General features: G+C 70.4%; 18 protein-coding genes. 13 read left to right on the top strand and 5 right to left on the bottom strand.

Annotation, left to right across the window (positions count from 1 at the left end):
• Positions 1-87: 87 nt before the first annotated feature.
• The 12 genes from ACWGJ2_RS08325 (at position 88) to pgi (ending at position 12830) form a co-directional block, all read left to right on the top strand.
• Positions 88-810, top strand: a complete 723-nt coding sequence (locus ACWGJ2_RS08325; protein WP_453345199.1) for a maleylpyruvate isomerase family mycothiol-dependent enzyme — start codon at positions 88-90, stop codon at positions 808-810.
• 135 nt (positions 811-945) lie between these two features.
• A complete protein-coding gene (locus ACWGJ2_RS08320) occupies positions 946-1602 on the top strand; it encodes an MBL fold metallo-hydrolase (protein ID WP_453345198.1) in 657 nt (218 codons plus the stop codon).
• Between the two features lie 69 nt (positions 1603-1671).
• Positions 1672-3741, top strand: a complete 2070-nt coding sequence (gene uvrC, locus ACWGJ2_RS08315; RefSeq protein ID WP_453345197.1) for an excinuclease ABC subunit UvrC — start codon at positions 1672-1674, stop codon at positions 3739-3741.
• Between the two features lie 51 nt (positions 3742-3792).
• Positions 3793-4761 carry an RNase adapter RapZ gene (rapZ, locus tag ACWGJ2_RS08310; protein WP_453345196.1) on the top strand — a complete coding sequence of 323 codons (969 nt, stop codon included), beginning with the start codon at positions 3793-3795 and terminating at the stop codon, positions 4759-4761.
• 5 nt (positions 4762-4766) lie between these two features.
• Positions 4767-5777, top strand: coding sequence for a gluconeogenesis factor YvcK family protein (locus ACWGJ2_RS08305; protein ID WP_453345195.1), 1011 nt, complete (start codon positions 4767-4769; stop codon positions 5775-5777).
• Positions 5768-6745 (top strand): DNA-binding protein WhiA, encoded by a 978-nt coding sequence (gene whiA / locus ACWGJ2_RS08300; RefSeq protein WP_453345194.1) that lies wholly within the window; start codon positions 5768-5770, stop codon positions 6743-6745. The genes ACWGJ2_RS08305 and whiA overlap by 10 nt, the downstream gene beginning before the upstream one ends.
• Before the next feature lie 254 nt (positions 6746-6999).
• Positions 7000-8004 carry a type I glyceraldehyde-3-phosphate dehydrogenase gene (gene gap / locus ACWGJ2_RS08295; protein ID WP_453345193.1) on the top strand — a complete coding sequence of 335 codons (1005 nt, stop codon included), beginning with the start codon at positions 7000-7002 and terminating at the stop codon, positions 8002-8004.
• 121 nt (positions 8005-8125) lie between these two features.
• Entirely contained in the window at positions 8126-9328 is a 1203-nt protein-coding gene (locus ACWGJ2_RS08290; protein WP_453345192.1) for a phosphoglycerate kinase, read from the top strand.
• A gap of 39 nt (positions 9329-9367) precedes the next feature.
• Positions 9368-10123: a triose-phosphate isomerase gene (gene tpiA, locus ACWGJ2_RS08285; protein ID WP_453345314.1), complete on the top strand. Its 756-nt coding sequence runs from the start codon at positions 9368-9370 to the stop codon at positions 10121-10123.
• A 145-nt stretch (positions 10124-10268) separates the two neighbouring features.
• Positions 10269-10499, top strand: coding sequence for a preprotein translocase subunit SecG (secG, locus tag ACWGJ2_RS08280; protein ID WP_453345191.1), 231 nt, complete (start codon positions 10269-10271; stop codon positions 10497-10499).
• A gap of 208 nt (positions 10500-10707) precedes the next feature.
• The gene (locus ACWGJ2_RS08275; RefSeq protein WP_453345190.1) at positions 10708-11043 is read left to right on the top strand and encodes an RNA polymerase-binding protein RbpA; all 336 of its coding nucleotides are present in this window, start codon (positions 10708-10710) and stop codon (positions 11041-11043) included.
• 137 nt (positions 11044-11180) lie between these two features.
• Positions 11181-12830, top strand: a complete 1650-nt coding sequence (gene pgi / locus ACWGJ2_RS08270) for a glucose-6-phosphate isomerase (protein ID WP_453345189.1) — start codon at positions 11181-11183, stop codon at positions 12828-12830.
• 278 nt (positions 12831-13108) lie between these two features.
• On the opposite strand, the gene pgl is transcribed toward pgi, so the two are convergent.
• The 5 genes from pgl to tkt all read right to left on the bottom strand — a co-directional run bounded on the left by pgl (position 13109) and on the right by tkt (position 19796).
• Positions 13109-13894, bottom strand: coding sequence for a 6-phosphogluconolactonase (gene pgl, locus ACWGJ2_RS08265; protein ID WP_453345188.1), 786 nt, complete (start codon positions 13892-13894; stop codon positions 13109-13111).
• Positions 13891-15000, bottom strand: a complete 1110-nt coding sequence (opcA, locus tag ACWGJ2_RS08260; protein ID WP_453345187.1) for a glucose-6-phosphate dehydrogenase assembly protein OpcA — start codon at positions 14998-15000, stop codon at positions 13891-13893. Before opcA ends, pgl begins: the two co-directional genes overlap by 4 nt.
• Positions 14997-16532 (bottom strand): glucose-6-phosphate dehydrogenase, encoded by a 1536-nt coding sequence (gene zwf, locus ACWGJ2_RS08255; protein WP_453345186.1) that lies wholly within the window; start codon positions 16530-16532, stop codon positions 14997-14999. The genes opcA and zwf overlap by 4 nt, the downstream gene beginning before the upstream one ends.
• A 5-nt stretch (positions 16533-16537) precedes the next feature.
• Complete coding sequence (tal, locus tag ACWGJ2_RS08250) at positions 16538-17656, bottom strand: transaldolase (protein WP_453345185.1); 1119 nt, start codon at positions 17654-17656, stop codon at positions 16538-16540.
• Between the two features lie 64 nt (positions 17657-17720).
• On the bottom strand, positions 17721-19796 hold the full coding sequence (gene tkt, locus ACWGJ2_RS08245) for a transketolase (protein WP_453345184.1): 2076 nt from the start codon (positions 19794-19796) through the stop codon (positions 17721-17723).
• Positions 19797-20340: 544 nt separating this feature from the next.
• Between tkt and ACWGJ2_RS08240 the strand changes: the two genes are divergently transcribed.
• The gene (locus ACWGJ2_RS08240) at positions 20341-21282 is read left to right on the top strand and encodes a heme o synthase (RefSeq protein ID WP_453345183.1); all 942 of its coding nucleotides are present in this window, start codon (positions 20341-20343) and stop codon (positions 21280-21282) included.
• Positions 21283-21427 lie beyond the last annotated feature (145 nt).

Raw genomic sequence — 21427 nt, 5'->3', positions numbered from 1 at the left:
CCCTTCGAGCCTATAGCACGTGCTTTCGATTTACGGTCCCCTTCGCCACCTTCCACCCGAAGGAGTGCCCCCACTAACTTGGGGATCATGACTTCTCCCGCGCACGACTCCGCTCTCGTACGGGAAGCCACCGGCCGCCTCCTCGCCGCCACCGCCGCGCTGGGCGACACGGACGTCGCCGAGCCCTCCCTGCTGCCCGGCTGGACCCGCGGCCACGTCCTCGCCCACCTCGCGCGCAACGCCGACGCGCTGGTCGAGGTGCTGGGCGGCCGGCCCATGTACGCCGACGGCGAGACCCGCGACGCCGACATCGAGCGGGGCGCCGCGCGGCCCCTCGCCGCCCACCTCGACGACCTGCGCCACACCTCCGCGCGCCTCGACGGCGCGTTCGCCGCGCAGCGCGACGCCGTGACGGGCGCCGCCACACCGGCGGCCGCGGACTGGGACCGCGCCGTGGAACTGCGCAACGGCGTGCGGGACACCGCCGCTTCCCTGCCCTTCAGGCGCTGGATCGAGATCGAGCTGCACCACGTGGACCTCGGTATCGGCTATGGCTTACAGGACCTTCCCGACGCCTTCGTCGGCCGGGAGCTCGCCAACATGGCCGCGCGCTTCCGCGGCCACCCCGAGATTCCGCTGCCCCTGGAGCTGCGCGCCGAGGGCGGCGGCCACTGGGAGACGGGCGCGACCGGCGGAGAACCCTTCGTGATCACGGGATCCGCCGTGGCACTCGTCGGCTGGCTCACAGGGCGTACGCCCGGAACCGGCCTCTCCGCGAGCGGCCCTCTGCCAACACTTCCGCCACTCTGAACTATTCCCGGCTGTTCCCGTCGGGCGCCGGGCGCCGGGCGCCGGGCGCGGCTCCCTCCGGGGACGGCCGGAAGCGGCGGCACGTACCGGCGACGGGGACCCGACAGCCCAGGGGGCGGGCATTAGGCTGGGCGCATGGCTTACAGCGGAGCGGTGAAGGTCGGCGGACCGGCGGACGTGCACGAGCTGACCAGCCTGATGATCTCCAAGGTCGCGGTCGGCCCCATGAACAACAACGCGTATCTGCTGCGCTGCCGGACGACCGGCGAGCAGCTGCTGATCGACGCGGCCAACGAGCCGGAGACGCTGCTGCGCCTCGTCGGCGAGGACGGCCTCGCGTCCGTCGTCACCACCCACAGGCACGGTGACCACTGGCAGGCGCTCGAAGAGGTCGTGGCCGCGACCGGCGCCCGTACGTACGCGGGGCGGCACGACGCCGAGGCCGTCCCGGTGCCGACGGGCGTCCTCGTGGACGACGGCGACACGCTGCGGGTCGGCGAGGTCGAGCTGACGGCACGCCACCTCGTGGGGCACACGCCGGGCTCCATCGCGCTCGTCTACGACGACCCGCACGGCCATCCGCATCTGTTCACCGGCGACTGCCTGTTCCCCGGCGGCGTGGGCAACACCTTCGGGGACGCGGACGCCTTCGTGAGCCTGCTGCACGACGTCGAGACCAAGATCTTCGCCCAACTCCCCGACGAGACCTGGGTGTACCCGGGCCACGGCGACGACACCACGCTGGGCGCCGAGCGCCCGCACCTGGCGGAGTGGCGCGAACGCGGTTGGTGAGTCGCGGCACGCGGCCGACGGGTCTCCTGGCGGGGCCCGTCGTCACACCCCGCCAGTAGGGTGTGAGGCATGGCAGACCCCTCCAGCTACCGTCCCAAACCGGGAGAGATCCCCGACTCGCCGGGGGTCTACCGTTTCCGTGACGAGCACCGTCGGGTGATCTACGTCGGCAAGGCGAAGAGCCTCCGCTCCCGGCTGGCCAATTACTTCCAGGATCTGGCCAATCTCCACCCGCGCACGCGCACCATGGTCACCACCGCGGCCTCCGTCGAGTGGACGGTGGTCTCCACCGAGGTCGAGGCGCTCCAGCTCGAATACTCCTGGATCAAGGAGTACGACCCCCGGTTCAACGTCAAGTACCGCGACGACAAGAGCTATCCCTCCCTCGCGGTGACGATGAACGAGGAGTATCCCCGTGTCCAGGTCATGCGCGGCCCCAAGCGCAAGGGGGTGCGCTATTTCGGGCCCTACGGGCAGGCGTGGGCCATCCGCGAGACCGTGGACCTGATGCTGCGGGTCTTCCCCGTGCGCACATGCTCGGCCGGTGTCTTCAAGCGCTCGGCGCAGATCGGCCGCCCCTGCCTGCTCGGGTACATCGGGAAGTGCTCGGCCCCCTGCGTCGGCCGTGTCAGCCCCGAGGAGCACCGCGAACTGGCCGAGCAGTTCTGCGACTTCATGGCCGGGCACACCGGCTCCTATCTGCGCCGCCTGGAGCGGGACATGCAGGAGGCGGCCGAGGAGATGGAGTACGAGAAGGCGGCCCGCCTGCGCGACGACATCGACGCGCTCAAGCGCGCCATGGAGAAGAACGCGGTGGTGCTGACGGACGCCACGGACGCCGATCTGATCGCGGTCGCCGAGGACGAGCTGGAGGCGGCCGTCCAGATCTTCCACGTGCGCGGCGGCCGGGTGCGCGGGCAGCGCGGCTGGGTCACCGACAAGGTGGAGGACGTGACGACGGCCCAGCTCGTCGAGCACGCGCTCCAGCAGCTCTACGGCGAGGAGAGCGGGGACGCGGTCCCCAAGGAGGTGCTGGTCCCCGCGGTGCCCGAACCGGCGGAGCCGATCACGCAGTGGCTCGCCGGGCGCCGGGGCTCCGGCGTCAGCCTGCGCATCCCGCAGCGCGGCGACAAGCGGGCGCTCATGGAGACGGTGCGGCGCAACGCGGAGCAGTCCCTCGTGCTGCACAAGACCAAGCGCGCCTCGGACCTGACGACGAGGTCGCGCGCGCTGGAGGAGATCGCCGAGGCGCTGGAGCTGGACTCGGCGCCCCTGCGCATCGAGTGCTTCGACATCTCGCACTTCCAGGGCGACGACGTGGTGGCCTCCATGGTCGTCTTCGAGGACGGGCTCGCGCGCAAGAGCGAGTACCGCCGCTTCCAGATCAAGACCTTCGCGGGCCAGGATGACGTGCGGGCGATGCACGAGGTCATCAGCCGCCGCTTCCGCCGCTATCTCCAGGAGAAGCAGAAGACCGGCGAGTGGCCCGAGGGCGACGCCGCGGGTCCCGGCACCGAAGCGCTGACGGCCCCCGCGCCCGGCCCCGGGACGGGCCCTGAGAGCAACGGCTCCGGACCCGTCGCCGTCGAGGAGCTGGAAGGCCCCGCCACCGGCAGCAGGGACGAGGACGGCAGGCCGAAGAAGTTCGCCTACCCCCCGCAGCTCCTCGTGGTCGACGGCGGCCAGCCGCAGGTCGCCGCCGCCCGTGCGGCCCTGGACGAGCTGGGCATAGACGACGTCGCCGTCTGCGGCCTCGCGAAGCGCCTCGAAGAGGTCTGGCTGCCCGGCGAGGACGATCCCGTCGTGCTGCCCCGCACCAGCGAGGGGCTCTACCTCCTCCAGCGCGTACGGGACGAGGCGCATCGCTTCGCGATCACCTACCAGCGCAGCAAGCGGACGAAGGCGCTGCGGACCGGGCCCCTCGATGCCGTCCCCGGTCTGGGTGAATCCCGCAAGCAGGCTCTGATCAAGCACTTCGGCTCGGTGAAGCGGCTGCGCGCGGCCACGGTGGAGCAGATCTGCGAGGTGCCAGGCGTGGGCCGCAAGACGGCGGAGGCGGTCGCCGCGACGCTGTCGGGGGCGGCACCTGCCGCGCCCGCCGTGAATACGGCGACCGGTGAGATCGTTGACGAAGAATGACCGTAAAACGGTTGAAGAGGAATGACCGTAAGACGACGGGGGGACCAGAGCATGAGCACACAGCACGAGCGTGAGCCCGAGCGGCGCACCGACGAGCAGGGCGAGAGCGGAGACGGAGTCCAGGTGAGTACGGGCACGCCGGCGGAGGCCGAAGAGGCGACGATCCCCGAGCTGGTGATCATCTCCGGGATGTCGGGCGCGGGACGCAGCACGGCGGCCAAGTGTCTGGAGGACCTCGGCTGGTTCGTCGTCGACAACCTCCCGCCCGAGCTGATCCCGACCATGGTCGATCTCGGCGCGCGTTCGCAGGGCAACGTGGCCCGCATCGCCGTCGTCGTGGACGTCCGGGGGCGCAGCTTCTTCGACAACCTCAAGCAGTCCCTGTCGGATCTGGCCGCCAAGCAGGTCAAGCGCCGGATCGTCTATCTGGAGGCCAGCGACGACGCCCTGGTGCGCCGCTTCGAGTCCGTGCGCAGACCGCACCCCCTCCAGGGGGACGGCCGGATCGTGGACGGCATCGACGCCGAGCGTGACCTCCTGCGCGAGCTGCGCGGCGACGCCGATCTGGTCATCGACACCTCCAGCCTCAACGTCCACGAGCTGCGCGCCAAGCTGGACGCCCAGTTCGCGGGCGACGAGGAGCCGGAGCTGCGCGCCACGGTGATGTCGTTCGGGTACAAGTACGGGCTCCCCGTGGACGCAGATCTGGTGGTGGACTGCCGCTTCCTGCCCAACCCGCACTGGGTCCCCGAGCTGCGCCCGTACACGGGCACCAGCGAGGAGGTCTCGAACTACGTCTTCAACCAGCCGGGCGCCAAGGAGTTCCTCGACCGCTACTCGGAGCTGCTCCAGCTCATCGCGGCGGGCTACCGCCGCGAGGGCAAGAGATATGTCACCGTCGCCGTCGGCTGTACGGGCGGGAAGCACCGCAGCGTCGCCATGTCGGAGAAGCTGGCGCGGAGATTGTCCGACGAGGGTGTGGAGACCGTGGTCGTGCACCGGGACATGGGACGTGAGTGAGGCGTATGCCGCGTAGGACGGTCCGGCTCCGGCGTCTGGTCGGCCCGCGCGGTGCCCAGCCCAAGGTGATCGCGCTCGGCGGAGGGATGGGCCTGTCCGCCTCCCTGACGGCCCTGCGCCGCATCACGGGGGATCTGACCGCCGTGGTCACGGTCGCCGACGACGGGGGCTCCAGCGGGCGTCTGCGGGACGAGCTGGGCGTGCTGCCCCCGGGTGATCTGCGCAAGGCACTGGCGGCGCTCTGCGGCGACGACGACTGGGGCCGCACCTGGGCCGAGGTCATCCAGCACCGCTTCGAGAGCAAGGGCGATCTGCACGAGCACGCGGTCGGCAATCTGCTGATCGTGGCACTGTGGGAACAGCTGGGCGATCATGTCCAGGCCCTCGATCTGGTCGGGAAGCTGCTGGGCGCGCACGGCCGGGTGCTGCCCATGTCGGCCGTGCCGCTGGAGCTCCAGGCGCTGGTGCGCGGCCATGACCCGGCCGAGCCCGAGGCGCTGTCCACGGTGCGCGGGCAGGCGACGGTGGCCCTGACCCCCGGCGAGGTCCAGCAGGTGCACGTCGTGCCGCACGACCCGCCCGCCGTGCCCGAGGCGGTCGAGGCGGTCATGGACGCCGACTGGGTGGTCCTCGGGCCAGGGTCCTGGTTCTCGTCCGTGATCCCGCACCTGCTGGTGCCCGAGCTGCTCCAGGCGCTGACGGTGACGAAGGCCCGCAAGGTCCTCGCACTCAACCTCGCACCGCAGCCGGGAGAAACAGATGGTTTTTCCCCGCAGCGTCATTTGGAGGTTTTGGCCCGACACGCACCTAAACTCGCCTTCGACGTGGTGCTGGCCGATCAGGACGCCGTGCCCGACCAGGATTCTCTGCGCGAGGCCGCACAGCGGCTCGGCGGGACGGTCGAGCTGGCTCCCGTAGCGGCGCCGGACGGTCTTCCCAGACACGACCCAGAGCTGCTGGCCGCCGCGTACGACCGTATTTTTCGGATGCATGGAAGGATCGGCCCATGGCGATGACGGCTGCGGTGAAGGACGAGATCTCCCGGCTCCCCGTCACCCGGACCTGCTGCCGGAAGTCCGAGGTCTCGTCGATCCTGCGCTTCGCGGGCGGCCTGCACCTGGTGAGCGGGCGCATCGTGATCGAGGCGGAGCTGGATACGGGCATCGCGGCCCGCCGGCTGCGCAAGGACATTCTTGAGATCTTCGGACACGCCTCCGACCTGGTGGTGATGGCGCCAGGAGGACTGCGGCGCGGCAGCCGTTACGTCGTACGGGTGGTGGCGGGCGGCGATCAGCTCGCCCGGCAGACGGGGCTGGTCGACGGCCGTGGCCGCCCGATCCGCGGACTGCCCCCGCAAGTGGTCTCGGGGGCCACCTGTGACGCCGAGGCGGCGTGGCGCGGGGCCTTCCTCGCGCACGGCTCGCTGACGGAGCCGGGGCGCAGCTCCTCGCTGGAGGTCACCTGCCCGGGGCCGGAGGCGGCCCTCGCCCTGGTCGGGGCCGCGCGGCGGCTCCAGATCGCGGCCAAGGCGCGCGAGGTGCGCGGCGTGGACCGCGTGGTGGTCCGTGACGGTGACGCGATCGGCGCGCTGTTGACGCGTCTTGGCGCCCACGAGTCCGTCCTCGCGTGGGAGGAGCGGCGGATGCGCCGCGAGGTCCGCGCCACGGCGAACCGGCTCGCGAACTTCGACGACGCGAACCTGCGCCGCTCGGCCCGCGCGGCCGTCGCCGCCGGGGCGCGTGTGCAGCGCGCGCTGGAGATCCTGGCGGACGACGTGCCCGAGCACCTGGCCGCCGCGGGCAGGCTCCGCATGGACCACAAGCAGGCGTCCCTGGAGGAGCTGGGCGCGCTCGCCGACCCGCCGCTGACGAAGGACGCGGTCGCGGGCCGCATCCGCCGCCTGCTGGCCATGGCGGACAAGCGGGCACAGGACCTGGGCATCCCCGGCACGGAGTCCACCCTCACCGAGGAGATGGTCGGCTAGGGCGCTCCGGGACTCCTGGTCCGGGCCCGGGATTCCGGGCCCGTAGACCGCCCGACAGCGTGGTCGGACGGTGCCGTGAGGGCGGTGGACAGGCCGTGACCAGGCCGTATGAAACCGCCCTCGGTCCCCGTGCGGGGGCCGCCCGGCCGATGTCACCTCCGCCGCCCATGCGCGGTAGGGTCGGACATGGTCGGGGACATCCCAAACAGCTTTCGCCGGTGTCCTCACCGGCGTACCAACGAGGAGATCGGTTCGTGACGATCCGCGTAGGCATCAACGGCTTCGGCCGCATCGGACGTAACTACTTCCGCGCGCTGCTGGAGCAGGGTGCGGACATCGAGATCGTCGGTGTCAACGACCTGACCGACAACGCGACCCTGGTGCACTTGCTCAAGTACGACACCATCCTGGGCCGCCTCAAGCACGAGGTCAGCCACACCGACGACACCATCACGGTGGGCAACCAGACCTTCAAGACCATGGCGGAGCGCGACCCGGCCCAGCTTCCCTGGGGCGAGCTCGGCGCCGACGTCGTGATCGAGTCCACCGGCATCTTCACCAAGCGTGACGACGCGGCCAAGCACCTGGCCGCCGGTGCGAAGAAGGTCCTCATCTCGGCCCCGGCCAAGGACGAGGACATCACCGTGGTCATGGGCGTCAACCAGGACAAGTACGACGCCGCCAACCACCACGTGATCTCCAACGCCTCCTGCACCACCAACTGTGTGGCGCCGATGGCCAAGGTCATGGACGAGAACTTCGGCATCGCCAAGGGCCTGATGACCACGGTTCACGCCTACACCAACGACCAGCGCATCCTGGACTTCCCGCACAAGGACCTGCGCCGCTCCCGCGCCGCCGCCGAGAACATCATCCCGACGTCGACGGGCGCCGCGAAGGCCACCGCGCTGGTGCTCCCGCAGCTCAAGGGCAAGCTGGACGGCATCGCCATGCGCGTCCCGGTCCCCACGGGCTCCGTCACCGACCTGGTCCTGGAGCTGGACCGCGAGGTCAGCAAGGACGAGATCAACGCCGCCTTCCAGAAGGCTGCCGAGGGCCAGCTCAAGGGCATCCTGGAGTACACCGAGGACCCGATCGTCTCCTCGGACATCGTCAACTGGCCCGCCTCCTGCACCTTCGACTCGTCGCTGACGATGTCGCAGGGCAAGCAGGTCAAGATCGTCGGCTGGTACGACAACGAGTGGGGTTACTCCAACCGCCTCGTCGACCTGACCACCTTCGTGGGCGGTCAGCTCTAAGCTCTGATCGCTGCTCAGCGACCACAGCGCCGACAAATGGCATGACCAGGGCTCGCAGGGCGCTACGGCGCGCCCGGCGAGCCCTGTTCCATGAGGGCCTGACCGCAAGGAGTCAGTAAGCATGAAGACGATCGATGATCTTCAGGTCGAGGGGAAGCGGGTCTTCGTCCGCGCCGATCTGAACGTTCCGCTCGACGGCGGCACCATCACCGACGACGGCCGTATCCGCGCCGCCGTCCCCACCATCCGCAAGCTCGCCGAGCGCGGCGCCCGTGTCGTCGTCGCCTCGCACCTGGGCCGCCCCAAGGGTGCCCCGGACCCGCAGTTCTCGCTCGCACCCGTGGCCAAGAGGCTCGGTGAACTCCTCGGCAAGGAGGTCGCGTTCGCGGCCGACACCGTGGGGGACAGCGCGAAGGCCACCGTCGGCGCCATGGCCGACGGCGGGGTCACGCTGCTGGAGAACCTCCGCTTCAACGCGGGCGAGACCAGCAAGGACGATGCCGAGCGCGGCGCGTTCGCCGACGAGCTGGCCTCCCTCGCCGACCTCTACGTCGGCGACGGCTTCGGTGCCGTCCACCGCAAGCACGCCTCCGTCTACGACCTCCCGGCGCGCCTCCCGCACGCCGCGGGCGGGCTCATCGCCACCGAGGTCGGGGTGCTGAAGAAGCTCACCGAGGACGTCAAGCGCCCCTACGCGGTGGTGCTCGGCGGCGCCAAGGTCTCCGACAAGCTCGGGGTCATCGACCACCTGCTGGAGAAGGCCGACCGCATCCTCATCGGCGGCGGCATGGCGTACACCTTCCTCAAGGCCAAGGGCTACGAGGTCGGCACGTCGCTGCTCCAGGAGGACCAGGTTCCGGCGGTCCAGGGGTACCTCAAGCGTGCCGAGGAGCGCGGCGTGGAGTTCGTGCTCCCCGTCGACGTGCTGGCGGCCGCTGAGTTCCCCGACCTGAAGACCAAGGCCCCGGCCAACCCGACGACGGCCGCCGCCGACGAGATCCCCGCGGACCTCCAGGGCCTGGACATCGGTCCGGAGACCCGTAAGCTCTACGCCGCGAAGCTCGCCGACGCGGCCACCGTCTTCTGGAACGGCCCGATGGGTGTCTTCGAGCACCCCGACTACGCGGAAGGCACCAGGGCCGTCGCGCAGGCGCTGCTCGACAGCCCGGCCTTCACGGTCGTCGGCGGCGGCGACAGCGCGGCTGCCGTCCGCCTTCTGGGCTTCGACGAGAACGCATTCGGCCACATTTCAACCGGCGGCGGCGCCAGCCTCGAATACCTCGAAGGCAAGACGCTTCCCGGCCTCGCCGCACTGGAGGACTGACCCACCGTGACTGCTTCACCCCAGGGCCGTACCCCGCTGATGGCGGGCAACTGGAAGATGAACCTCAACCACCTCGAGGCCATCGCGCACGTCCAGAAGCTCGCCTTCGCGCTGACGGACAAGGACTACGCGGCCGTCGAGGTCGCCGTCCTGCCGCCCTTCACCGACCTGCGTTCCGTGCAGACCCTGGTCGACGGCGACAAGCTGAAGATCAAGTACGGCGCCCAGGACGTCTCGGCGCATGACTCCGGCGCGTACACCGGTGAGGTCTCCGGGCCGATGCTGGCCAAGCTGAACTGCTCGTACGTCGCCATCGGCCACTCCGAGCGCCGCCAGTACCACGGCGAGGACGAGCCGCTGGTCAACGCCAAGGTCAAGGCCGCGTTCCGGCACGACGTGACGCCGATCCTGTGCGTGGGCGAGGAGCTGGAGGTCCGCGAGGCGGGCAACCACGTCGCGCACACGCTGGCCCAGGTCGACGGCGCGCTCAAGGACATCCCCGCGGAGCAGGCCGAGACGATCGTGATCGCCTACGAGCCGGTGTGGGCCATCGGCACCGGCAAGACCTGCGGCGCCGAGGACGCGCAGGAGGTCTGCGGCGCGATCCGCGCGCGCCTCGCCGAGCTGTACAGCCAGGAGCTGGCCGACAAGGTCCGCATCCAGTACGGCGGCTCCGTCAAGTCCGGCAACGTCGCGCAGATCATGGCGCAGCCCGACATCGACGGCGCCCTCGTCGGCGGCGCCGCGCTGGACACGGACGAGTTCGTCAAGATCGTCCGGTTCCGTGATCAGTAGCGAATGACGGCGGGCGCCCGCCCGTCGTAGTCTGTCGGGGGCCGGACGTGCTGTCCGGCCCCCGCACATACCCGAAGCTCCCACGCTTCGTCCTCACCCGTAAGCGTCCCGTCAACAGTCCGAGAGAGTTGGTCCAGCCGTGGTTATGGGGTTCTCAATCGCCCTCATCGTCTTCAGCGCCCTGCTGATGCTGCTGGTGCTGATGCACAAGGGGAAGGGCGGCGGCCTCTCCGACATGTTCGGTGGCGGCATGCAGTCCTCCGTCGGCGGCTCCTCGGTCGCCGAGCGCAACCTCGACCGGATCACGGTCGTGGTCGGGGTGATCTGGTTCGTGATCATCATCGCGCTCGGCCTGCTGATGAAGTTCAACAGCTGACCCCCGCTCGCGAAACGCCGTAGAACTCCGCAGACCTCGCAGAGAGCTGCCCCGTGGGCGAGGACGCGGCCTATCATGAGGCTCGCGTCCCGAGCCGACGCAGTAACTCGGGTCACTGGACGCGCGTTGGGCCCTACGTACACTAGGGCGCCCGCAGCGGAGCTGCTTGTCGATGCTCCGCGGCACCGTGAGGCAGGGAGTTACGACCGTGGCAAGTGGCAACGCGATCCGGGGAAGCCGGGTCGGAGCGGGGCCGATGGGGGAGGCTGAGCGAGGCGAGTCCGCACCACGCCTCCGCATCTCCTTCTGGTGCTCGAACGGGCACGAAACCCAGCCGAGCTTCGCCAGTGACGCGCAGATTCCGGATACCTGGGACTGTCCGCGCTGCGGATTCCCGGCCGGCAAGGAACGGGAGAACCCGCCGGACCCGCCGCGTACGGAGCCGTACAAGACCCATCTCGCCTACGTCAGGGAGCGGCGCAGCGACGCGGACGGCGAGGCGATCCTCGCCGAGGCGCTGGCCAAGCTGCGGGGCGAGATCTGATCCCCGGATCAGCCCGTGGACACACTCTTCGAAGACGGCCCGGCCGCCACCGCCCCACGCGGTGCGCGGCCGGGCCGTCCATCATTTAGGTTGGAGTGCGGCGGGGTACGTACGAGAAGAATGGGCTGATTTCGCAGATGAACGCAGAAGGCCGCACCCGGCTCGACCGGATGCCCGAGTGGAACGCGCTGGCCAAGCACCGCGAGGAGTTCGGCGACACCCACCTGCGCCAGCTCTTCGCGAGCGACGCGAGCCGGGCGGAGCGGTACGGCGTGCGCGTCGGCGACCTGCATCTGGACTACTCCAAGAACCTGGTCGATGACGACACCCTACGGCTGCTGCGCGAACTCGCGGGCGCCGCCGGGGTCGCCGAGCTGCGGGACGCGATGTTCCGCGGCGAGAAGATCAACGTCACCGAGGACCGCGCCGTCCTGCACACCGCGCTGCGCACCCCCGAGTCCGCCGTCGTCGAGGTCGACGGCGAGAACGTGGTCCCCAAGGTGCACGCGGTGCTGCGGAAGATGGCGCTCTTCGCCGACAAGGTGCGCGACGGGCACTGGACGGGCCACACCGGCCGGCGCATCAGGACCGTCGTGAACATCGGCATCGGCGGCTCCGACCTCGGCCCCGCGATGGCCTACGAGGCGCTGCGCCCGTACACCCACCGGGAGATGGACTTCCGGTTCGTGTCGAACGTCGACGGCGCCGATCTGCACGAGGCCGTGCGCGATCTGGACCCGGCCGAGACGCTGTTCATCGTCGCGTCCAAGACGTTCACCACCATCGAGACCATCACCAACGCGACGGCGGCCCGCCGTTGGCTGCTGGACGGACTCGGCGGCGACGAGAGCGCGGTGGCCAAGCACTTCGTCGCCGTGTCGACGAACGCCGAGAAGGTCGCGGAGTTCGGCATCGACACGGACAACATGTTCGAGTTCTGGGACTGGGTCGGCGGGCGTTATTCGTACGACTCCGCCATCGGCCTCTCCCTCATGACCGCCATCGGGCCGGTCCACTTCGGGGAGATGCTCGCCGGGTTCCACCTCGTGGACGAGCACTTCCGCACGGCGCCGTTCGAGGAGAACGCGCCGCTGCTGCTGGGGCTGCTGGGCGTCTGGTACGGCGGCTTCTTCGACGCGCAGTCGCACGCGGTGCTCCCCTACAGCCACTACCTGTCGAAGTTCACGGCCTACCTCCAGCAGCTCGACATGGAGTCCAACGGCAAGTCGACGGACCGTCAGGGCCGCCCCGTCGGCTGGCAGACGGGCCCCGTGGTCTGGGGCACGCCGGGCACCAACGGGCAGCACGCCTACTACCAGTTGCTGCACCAGGGCACCAAGACGATCCCGGCCGACCTGATCGGCTTCGCCCGCCCCGTCGAGGAGCTGGGCCCGCTGGCCGGGCAGCACGACCTGCTGATGGCGAACCTCTTCGCGCAGGGCCAGGCGCTGGCCTTCGGCAAGACCGAGGAGGAGGTGCGGGCCGAGGGCGTGGCCGAGGAGCAGGTGCCGCACCGCACCTTCCCCGGCAACCGGCCGACGACCACCATCCTCGCCGAGGAGCTGACGCCGAGCGTGCTGGGGCAGCTCGTCGCGCTGTACGAGCACAAGGTCTTCGTCCAGGGCGCGATCTGGAACATCGACAGCTTCGACCAGTGGGGCGTCGAGCTGGGCAAGGTGCTCGCCAAGCGGATCGAGCCCGCGCTGACCGAGGGTGCGGCCGTCGAGGGGCTCGACGCCTCCACGGCGGGGTTGGTGGCGCGGTACCGGGAGCTGCGGGGGCGCTGAGCGCTGCGCTTTGCGGGGTGCGTTTGAGGGGGTGCGGCTGGGGGGGTGCCCCCTGGCGTGCTTCGCGGGGTGCGGGTGTGTGGGGGCTGGGCGCGCAGTTCCCCGCGCCCCTGGGGTGGGTGCCTCTTGGGGTGCTTTGGCGGCTGCGGGTGCGTGGTGGCTGGGCGCGCAGTTCCTCGCGCCCCTTGCGGGGCGCGGCTCCCGCGTCGAGCCGCACGAAAACGAAAAGGAGCGCGGGCCCTGGATCAGGGGCCGCGCTCCTTCTTGTGCTGACGGTGCTACGACAGTGTCGGCGGGTACAGGTCGCGCGGGAGCTGGGACGCAGCGGGCTCGTCCAGGAGCCACAGCGTGCGGCTGCGCCCGTAAGCGCCCGCCGCCGGGGCCTGGATCTCGCCAGCCCCGGAGAGGGCGAGGGCCGCCGCGTTGGCCTTGTCCTCGCCGGCCGCCAGCAGCCACACCTCGCGCGCGGCCCGGATCGCCGGAAGCGTGAGCGAGACACGCACGGGCGGGGGCTTGGGCGCGCCGCGCACGCCGACGACCGTGCGCTCGGTCTCCCGCGTGCCGGGGTGCTCGGGGAAGAGCGAGGCCACGTGCGTGTCCGGGCCGACGCCCAGCATCAGCACGTCGAAGGAGGGCACGGGGCCGTGGTCCTCGGGCCGTGCCGCGGCGGCTAGCTCGGCCGCGTACGCCTCGGCCGCCGCCTCCACGTCGTCGCCGTAAGGACCGTCCGAGGCCGCCATGGCGTGCACCCGCGCGGAGTCGAGCGGGACGGCGTCCAGCAGGGCCTCGCGGGCCTGTGTGTGGTTGCGCTCCGGGTCTCCCTCCGGGAGGAAGCGCTCGTCGCCCCACCACAGGTCGATACGGGACCAGTCGACGGAGTCCCGCGCGGGGGAGACGGCCAGCGCGGCGAGCACGCCGTTGCCGTTCCTGCCGCCCGTCAGCACCACGGAGGCGCTGCCGCGCGCGGACTGCGCGTCCACGACGCGGGCGAGGAGCCGCGCGGCCGTCGCCCTGGCCATCTCCTCCTTGTCGTGGTGGACCACCACCTGGGGCGCGCCGGTCACTTGGCGGGCGCCTTCTTGGCGGGAGCCTTGGCCGCGGTCTTGGCGGGTGCCTTCTTGGCGACGGGCTTGCCGCCGCCCTTGGCGCCCGTGTCCGCGTCCGCCTTCGCAGCCGACGTGGCCGACTCCTCGGACGGCGCGCCGTCGGGCGTGACCGTCGTGGAGGCGCCGTCCCGGCCGTTCTCCCGGTGCAGCTTGTGCACGCCGAACTGGACCGCTTCCGCGTACGCCTCGTCCGGGTCGAGCCGCCGCAGCTCCTCGGCGATCAGCTCCGCCGTGGTACGCCGGTGCAGCGCCACATGGCGGTCGGGCTGTCCGGGGACGGCCAGCTCGGCCAGGGAGCCGTCGGCGCGGTCGAGGCAGATCTCGCCGTCGCTGGTCTCCATGCGCACCGCGGTGATGCCGGGCCCGTCGGTGATCTTGCGCTCGACGGGGACGTTCAGCCGCTCGGCGAGCCAGAGGGCCAGCAGCTCGGTGGAGGGGTTGTACTCCTCGCCCTCGACCGAGGCGCCGACGATCTTGCTGTGCTTCTGGTCCAGTGCCGCCGCCAGCACGCTGCGCCAGGGCGTGATGCGCGTCCAGGACAGGTCGGTGTCACCCGGCGCGTAGGTCTCGGCACGCAGACTGAGCGCGCCGACCGGGTCCTCCGTCGCCGCCGCGTCGGTGATGCGGCGCTGCGCGAGCCCGCCGAGCTTGTCGTCCGAGGGGTGCTCGGGCGCGTCCTCGGGCCACCAGACGACCACGGGGGCGTCCGGGAGCAGCAGCGGCAGGACGACGCTGTGCGAGTGCGAGGCCAGCTCGCCGTGCAGCCGCAGCAGCACGGTCTCGCCCGAGCCCGCGTCGACGCCCATGCGCACCTCGGCGTCGAGCCGGTGCTGCGCGCGGTCGCGCGGCGAGCGCCCCGGGCGCCGCACCACGACGAGGATGCGCGACGGGTGCTCCTTGGACGCCTCGCTGGCAGCCTTGAGCGCGTCGTAGTGGTTGCCCTCGTCGGTGACGATGACGAGGGTGAGGACCATGCCGATGGCGGGCGAGCCGGTGGCCCGGCGCGCCTTGACCAGGGCGTTGTTGATCTGGCTGGACGTGGTGTCCGTGAGGTCGATGTTCATGGCCGACGCCAGCTCCGTCCGTCGCGTGCGAGCATCTCGTCGGCGGCCTGGGGACCCCAGGTCCCGGCGGAGTACTGCTCGGGCTTGCCGTGCTTGTCCCAGAACTCCTCGACCGGGTCGAGGATCTCCCAGGAACGCTCGACCTCCTGGTGGCGCGGGAAGAGGTTCGCGTCGCCCAGCAGGACGTCGAGGATGAGGCGTTCGTACGCCTCCGGGCTGGACTCGGTGAAGGACTCGCCGTAGGCGAAGTCCATCGTCACATCCCGGATCTCCATCTGGGTGCCCGGCACCTTGGAGCCGAACCTGATGGTGACGCCCTCGTCCGGCTGGACGCGGATGACCAGGGCGTTCTGGCCCAGTTCCTGGGTGTCCGTGGCGTCGAAGGGGGAGTGCGGCGCGCGTTGGAAGACGACCGCGATCTCGGTGACGCGACGGCCCAGGCGCTTGCCCGTACGCAGGTAGAACGGCACTCCGGCCCAGCGCCGGTTGTCGATCTCCAGCCGCATGGCGGCGTACGTGTCCGTCTTCGACCTGGGGTCGATGCCCTCCTCTTCGAGGTAGCCGCGGACCTTCTCGCCGCCCTGCCAGCCCGCCGCGTACTGGCCGCGGACGGTGTGCTTGCCCAGGTCCTTGGGCAGCCGGACGGAGTTGAGGACCTTCAGCTTCTCGGTGAGCAGCGCCTTCGCGCCGAAGGAGGTGGGCTCCTCCATGGCGGTGAGGGCGAGCAACTGGAGCAGGTGGTTCTGGATCACGTCACGCGCGGAGCCGATGCCGTCGTAGTAGCCCGCGCGACCGCCGATGCCGATGTCCTCGGCCATGGTGATCTGCACGTGGTCGACGTACGAGCGGTTCCAGAGCGGCTCGAACATCGTGTTGGCGAAGCGCAGCGCCAGGATGTTCTGGACGGTCTCCTTGCCCAGGTAGTGGTCGATGCGGAAGACCTGGTCCGGCTTGAAGACCTCGTGCACGACCGCGTTCAGCTCTTGCGCGCTCTTGAGGTCGTGGCCGAAGGGCTTCTCGATGACCGCGCGCCGCCAGGAGTCGGGGGACTCCGGGCTGCTCTCGGACAGCCCGTGCTTCTTGAGCTGCGAGACGACGGTGGGGAAGAACTTCGGGGGTACGGAGAGGTAGAAGGCGAAGTTGCCGCCCGTGCCCCGGGACTTGTCCAGCTCCTCGATGGTGGACTTGAGGGTCTCGAACGCCTCGTCGTCGTCGAAGACGCCCGGGACGAAGCGCATGCCCTCGGCGAGCTGCTGCCAGACCTCCTCGCGGAAGGGCGTGCGGGAGTGTTCCTTCACCGAGTCGTGGACGACCTGCGCGAAGTCCTCGTCCTCCCAATCGCGCCGGGCGAACCCGATGAGGGAGAAGCCCGGGGGCAGGAGGCCGCGGTTCGCGAGATCGTAAACAGCGGGCATCAGCTTTTTACGTGACAAATCGCCCGTGACGCCAAAGATCACCAGGCCCGACGGCCCCGCGATGCGCGGGAGCCGCCGGTCCTGTGCGTCACGCAGCGGGTTGGCTGCGTTGCTCAACTGGCTTACGCCTCCTTCGGGGCGAGGCGCTTCAGCTCGGCCTCGGTGGAGGAGAGCAGGTCGTTCCAGGAAGCCTCGAACTTCTCCACGCCCTCGTCCTCCAGTACCTGGACGACGTCGTCGTAGGAGATCCCGAGCTTGGCGATGGCGTCCAGCACGGCCTGCGCGTCCTTGTAGTGGGACCGCACGGTGTCGCCGGTGATCTCGCCGTGGTCACCGGTCGCCTGGAGGGTGGCCTCGGGCATGGTGTTCACGGTGTTGGCGGTGACCAGCTCGGTGACGTAGAGCGTGTCCGGCAGCGCGGGGTCCTTCACGCCGGTGGACGCCCACAGCGGACGCTGCGCGTTGGCGCCCTTGCGCTCCAGCTCCTTCCAGCGGTCGGAGGAGAACGCCTCCTCGTACGCCTGGTAGGCGAGGCGGGCGTTGGCGATGGCCGCCTTGCTCTTCAGTTCCTTGGCCTCGTCGGTGCCCACGGAGTCGAGGCGCTTGTCGACCTCGGTGTCCACGCGGGAGACGAAGAAGGACGCCACGGAGTGGATCTGCGAGAGGTCGATGCCCAGCGCTGCGGCCTTCTCCAGACCGGCCATGTAGGCGTCCATGACGGCGCGGTAGCGCTCCAGCGAGAAGATCAGCGTGACGTTGACGCTGATGCCCTTGCCGATGACCTCGGTGATGCCCGGGAGGCCCGCCTTGGTGGCCGGGATCTTGATGAAGGTGTTCGGCCTGTCCACCAGCCACGCGAGCTGACGGGCCTCGGCGACGGTCGCCCGCGTGTTGTGCGCCAGACGCGGGTCCACCTCGATGGACACGCGGCCGTCCTTGCCGCCGGTGGCGTCGAAGACGGGGCGGAGGATGTCCGCCGCGTCCCGCACGTCCGCGGTGGTGATCATGCGGACGGCCTCTTCGACGGTGACGCCGCGGCTGGCCAGGTCCTGAAGCTGCTGCTCGTAGCCGTCGCCGGACGAGATGGCCTTCTGGAAGATGGTCGGGTTGGTGGTGACGCCCACGACGTGCTGTTCGTCGATCAGCTCGCCGAGATTGCCGGACGTGATGCGCTTGCGCGACAGGTCATCCAGCCAGATCGCGACGCCTTCGTCGGAGAGGCGCTTGAGTGCGTCTGTCATGGGAATTGCATCTCCTGCTGTGTTGGAGCTTGAGGCTTGTCGGTTACGGGGCGGGATCGCCGCCTCAGCGGGCAGCCGCTTCCAGGGACACCCGGGCCGCCTGGGCGACGGCCTCGGTGGTGATGCCGAACTCGCGGTAGAGCGTCTTGTAGTCGGCGGAGGCGCCGTAGTGCTCCAGCGACACGATGCGGCCCGCGTCACCGACGAAGCGGTGCCAGGTCAGACCGATCGCGGCCTCGACCGCGACACGCGCCCGCACGGCTGGCGGGATGACGCTGTCCCGGTAGCTCTGGTCCTGCTCGTCGAACCACTCGACGCACGGCATCGAGACGACCCGCGTCGGCACGCCCTCGGCCTGGAGGACGTCGCGCGCCTCGACCGCGAGCTGGACCTCGGAGCCCGTGCCGATCAGTACGACCTGCGGGGCGCCGCCCTCGGCCTCGAAGAGCACGTAGCCGCCCTTGGCCGCGTCGGCGTTCGCCTCGTACGTCGGCACGCCCTGACGGGTCAGCGCGAGGCCGTGCGGCGCCGGCTTGGCGGCGTGCCGCTTGAGGATCTCGCCCCACACGATCGACGTCTCGTTGGCGTCAGCGGGACGGACCATGTTGAGACCCGGGATGGCACGCAGCGCCGACATGTGCTCGACGGGCTGGTGCGTGGGGCCGTCCTCGCCCAGGCCGATGGAGTCGTGCGTCCACACGTAGGTGACCGGCGCCTTCATCAGCGCGGCCAGCCGCACCGCCGGACGCATGTAGTCCGAGAAGGTGAGGAACGTGCCGCCGTAGACGCGGGTGTTGCCGTGCAGCGCGATGCCGTTCATCGTCGCGCCCATGGCGTGCTCGCGGATGCCGAAGTGGACGGTACGCCCGTACGGGTCGGCGCCCGGCAGCGGGTTGCCCTCCGGCAGGAACGAGCTCTTGTCGAACGAGGTGTTGTTCGAGCCCGCGAGGTCGGCGGAACCGCCCCACAGCTCGGGGATCACCGGGCCCAGCGCCTTGAGTACCGCGCCGGACGCCTTACGGGTGGCCTCGGAGCCGCCCGCCTCGAAGGAGGGCAGGTGGTCCTCCCAGCCGTCGGGCAGCTTGCCCGCGCTGACGCGGTCGAACTCGGCCGCGCGCTCCTTGTTGGCGGAACGCCACGCCTCGAACCGCTTCTCCCAGGTGGCGTGCGCCTCACGGCCGCGGTCCACGGCCTTGCGGACGTGGGAGAGGACCTCGTCCTCCACCTGGAAGTGCTTCTCGGGGTTGAAGCCGAGGAGCTTCTTGGTCTCCGCGACCTCTTCCTCGCCCAGCGCCGAGCCGTGCGCGGCCTCGGTGTTCTGGGCGTTCGGCGCGGGCCACGCGATGATCGAGCGGGCCGCGATGAAGGACGGGCGCTCGGTCTCGGCCTTGGCGGCCTGGATCGCCTCGTAGAGGCCCTTGGGGTCGAGGTCGCCGTTCGGCAGCTGGTCGACGCGCTGGACGTGCCAGCCGTACGCCTCGTACCGCTTGAGGGTGTCCTCCGAGATCGCGGTCTCGGTGTCGCCCTCGATCGAGATGTGGTTGTCGTCCCACAGCATCACGATGTTGCCGAGCTTCTGATGACCCGCCAGCGAGGACGCCTCGGCCGAGATGCCCTCCTGGAGACAGCCGTCGCCCGCGAACACATAGATGGTGTGGTCGAAGGGGGACTCGCCGGGAGCGGCGTCCGGGTCGAAGAGACCGCGCTCGTAGCGCGCGGCCATCGCCATCCCCACGGCGTTGGCGACACCCTGGCCCAGCGGGCCCGTCGTCGTCTCGACGCCCGCGGTGTGGCCGTACTCGGGGTGACCGGGGGTGCGGCTGTCCCACGTACGGAACGCCTTCAGGTCGTCCAGCTCCAGGCCGTAGCCCGTCATGTAGAGCTGGATGTAAAGCGTCAGGCTGGAGTGCCCCACGGAGAGGACGAAGCGGTCGCGCCCCGCCCAGTCGGGGTTCGAGGGGTCGTGCCGCATCAGCTTCTGGAAGACCAGGTACGCGGCCGGTGCGAGGCTCATGGCCGTGCCGGGGTGGCCGTTGCCGACCTTCTGCACGGAATCCATGGCCAGGACTCGGACGGTATCGACGGCCCGCTGGTCAAGTTCGGTCCACTCAAGGTCTGTGGTGGTCGGCTTGCTGCTCACCCTGCGTCAGGGCTCCTCTCCACATGTCGATGGCCGGTGTGTTGTGCTCACCGGACGGTGTCGAGCGTACCCCTGCCGGGGTGCGCACTCTTTCGAGTGCTCGCAGTGTGGTCACCCGACGCTCCGGGCAACCAAAACCGGACAAGAGGTATTCCTGGCCGGTGCGTCACCGCGTGTCCACCTCCAGGCTGCCGGGAGGCCGCCGCCTTCGCCTGTCGAGAGCGCGGGACGGACCGCGCGACGGACTGCGTCGGGCCGCGCGTCGGACCGCGCGACGCTCAGTGAGGCGCACCGTGAGGTGGCACGCGGTGTACCCGGCGCAAGGGCGCGCCACACTCCGTGAAGCTCTGGCGCCTCCCCCTCCGGAGGGAGCGCGCGGCGGGCGGCCGACCCCCGCGCGGGCGCCGGGCCGCCTCCTCAACACGGGGTGACCCCCGCGCCGAGCGGCGTATGGCGGGCGTCTAAAGTGGCGTGGTACGCGCGAGCTTCACCCGGCCTTCACGTTGTCCGGGCTCGCTAGTTCTTGAGTCGATCAGGGGTGTTCGTGACGGCCGTCGAATCCCGTCCCGCAGGGGTGCTCGGCAGCAGCACCGGCCGTTGGCCGTTCAGGGCCAGGGTGATGGCGTTCATCGCGCTCACCAAGCCACGGATCATCGAGCTGCTGCTCATCACGACCATTCCGGTCATGTTCCTCGCCGCCCAGGGCGTGCCCGACCTGTGGCTGGTGCTCGTCACCTGCGTGGGCGGCTATCTGTCGGCGGGCGGCGCCAACGCGCTGAACATGTACATCGACCGCGACATCGACGCGCTGATGCACCGCACCGAGCAGCGCCCGCTGGTCACCGGCATCGTGAGCCCCCGTGAGGGCCTCGTCTTCGGCCTCACCCTGGCGGTCGTCTCGACGCTCTGGTTCGGCCTCCTGGTCAACTGGCTCTCCGCGGCCCTGTCGCTGGGCGCCCTGCTCATCTACGTCCTCGGCTACACGATGATTCTCAAACGCCGCACGGCGCAGAACATCGTCTGGGGCGGCATCGCGGGCTGCATGCCGGTGCTCATCGGCTGGTCCTCGGTCACCAACGAGGTCAGCCTGGCCGCGGTCGTCCTCTTCCTGGTCATGTTCTTCTGGACGCCCCCGCACTACTGGCCGCTGTCCATGAAGGTCAAGGACGACTACGAGCGGGTGGGCGTCCCGATGCTCCCCGTCGTCGCGGGCAACCGCGTGGTGGCCCGCCAGATCGTGGTCTACAGCTGGGTCATGGTCGGCGTCTCCCTGCTGCTGTGGCCGCTGGGCTACGTCGGCTGGTTCTACCCCGCCGTCGCCGTGCTGGCCGGTGGCTTCTGGCTCTGGGAGGCGCACGCGCTCCAGGCCCGCGCCAAGGCCGGGACCACGGGGGCCAAGCTCAAGGAGATGCGGCTCTTCCACTGGTCGATCACCTATGTGTCGCTGCTGTTCGTCGCGGTGGCCATCGACCCCTTCCTGCGCTGAGCCCACCCGCGGCGCTCGCGCCGGGCAGCGCACCCGCACCAGCACCAAGAGAGGGGCCGACCCCCCGGCGGGGCGGGCCCGCTGGGCGTCGGCCGCGGGGGGGGTGTTGGGGGGGGGACGGGGGGTGGGGGGGGGGGCGCCGTGA

The organism is Streptomyces sp. NPDC054796, assembly GCF_053611545.1.
The sequence above is the reverse complement of the archived record's forward strand: the minus strand, read 5'-3'. Positions and strand labels throughout refer to the sequence as shown.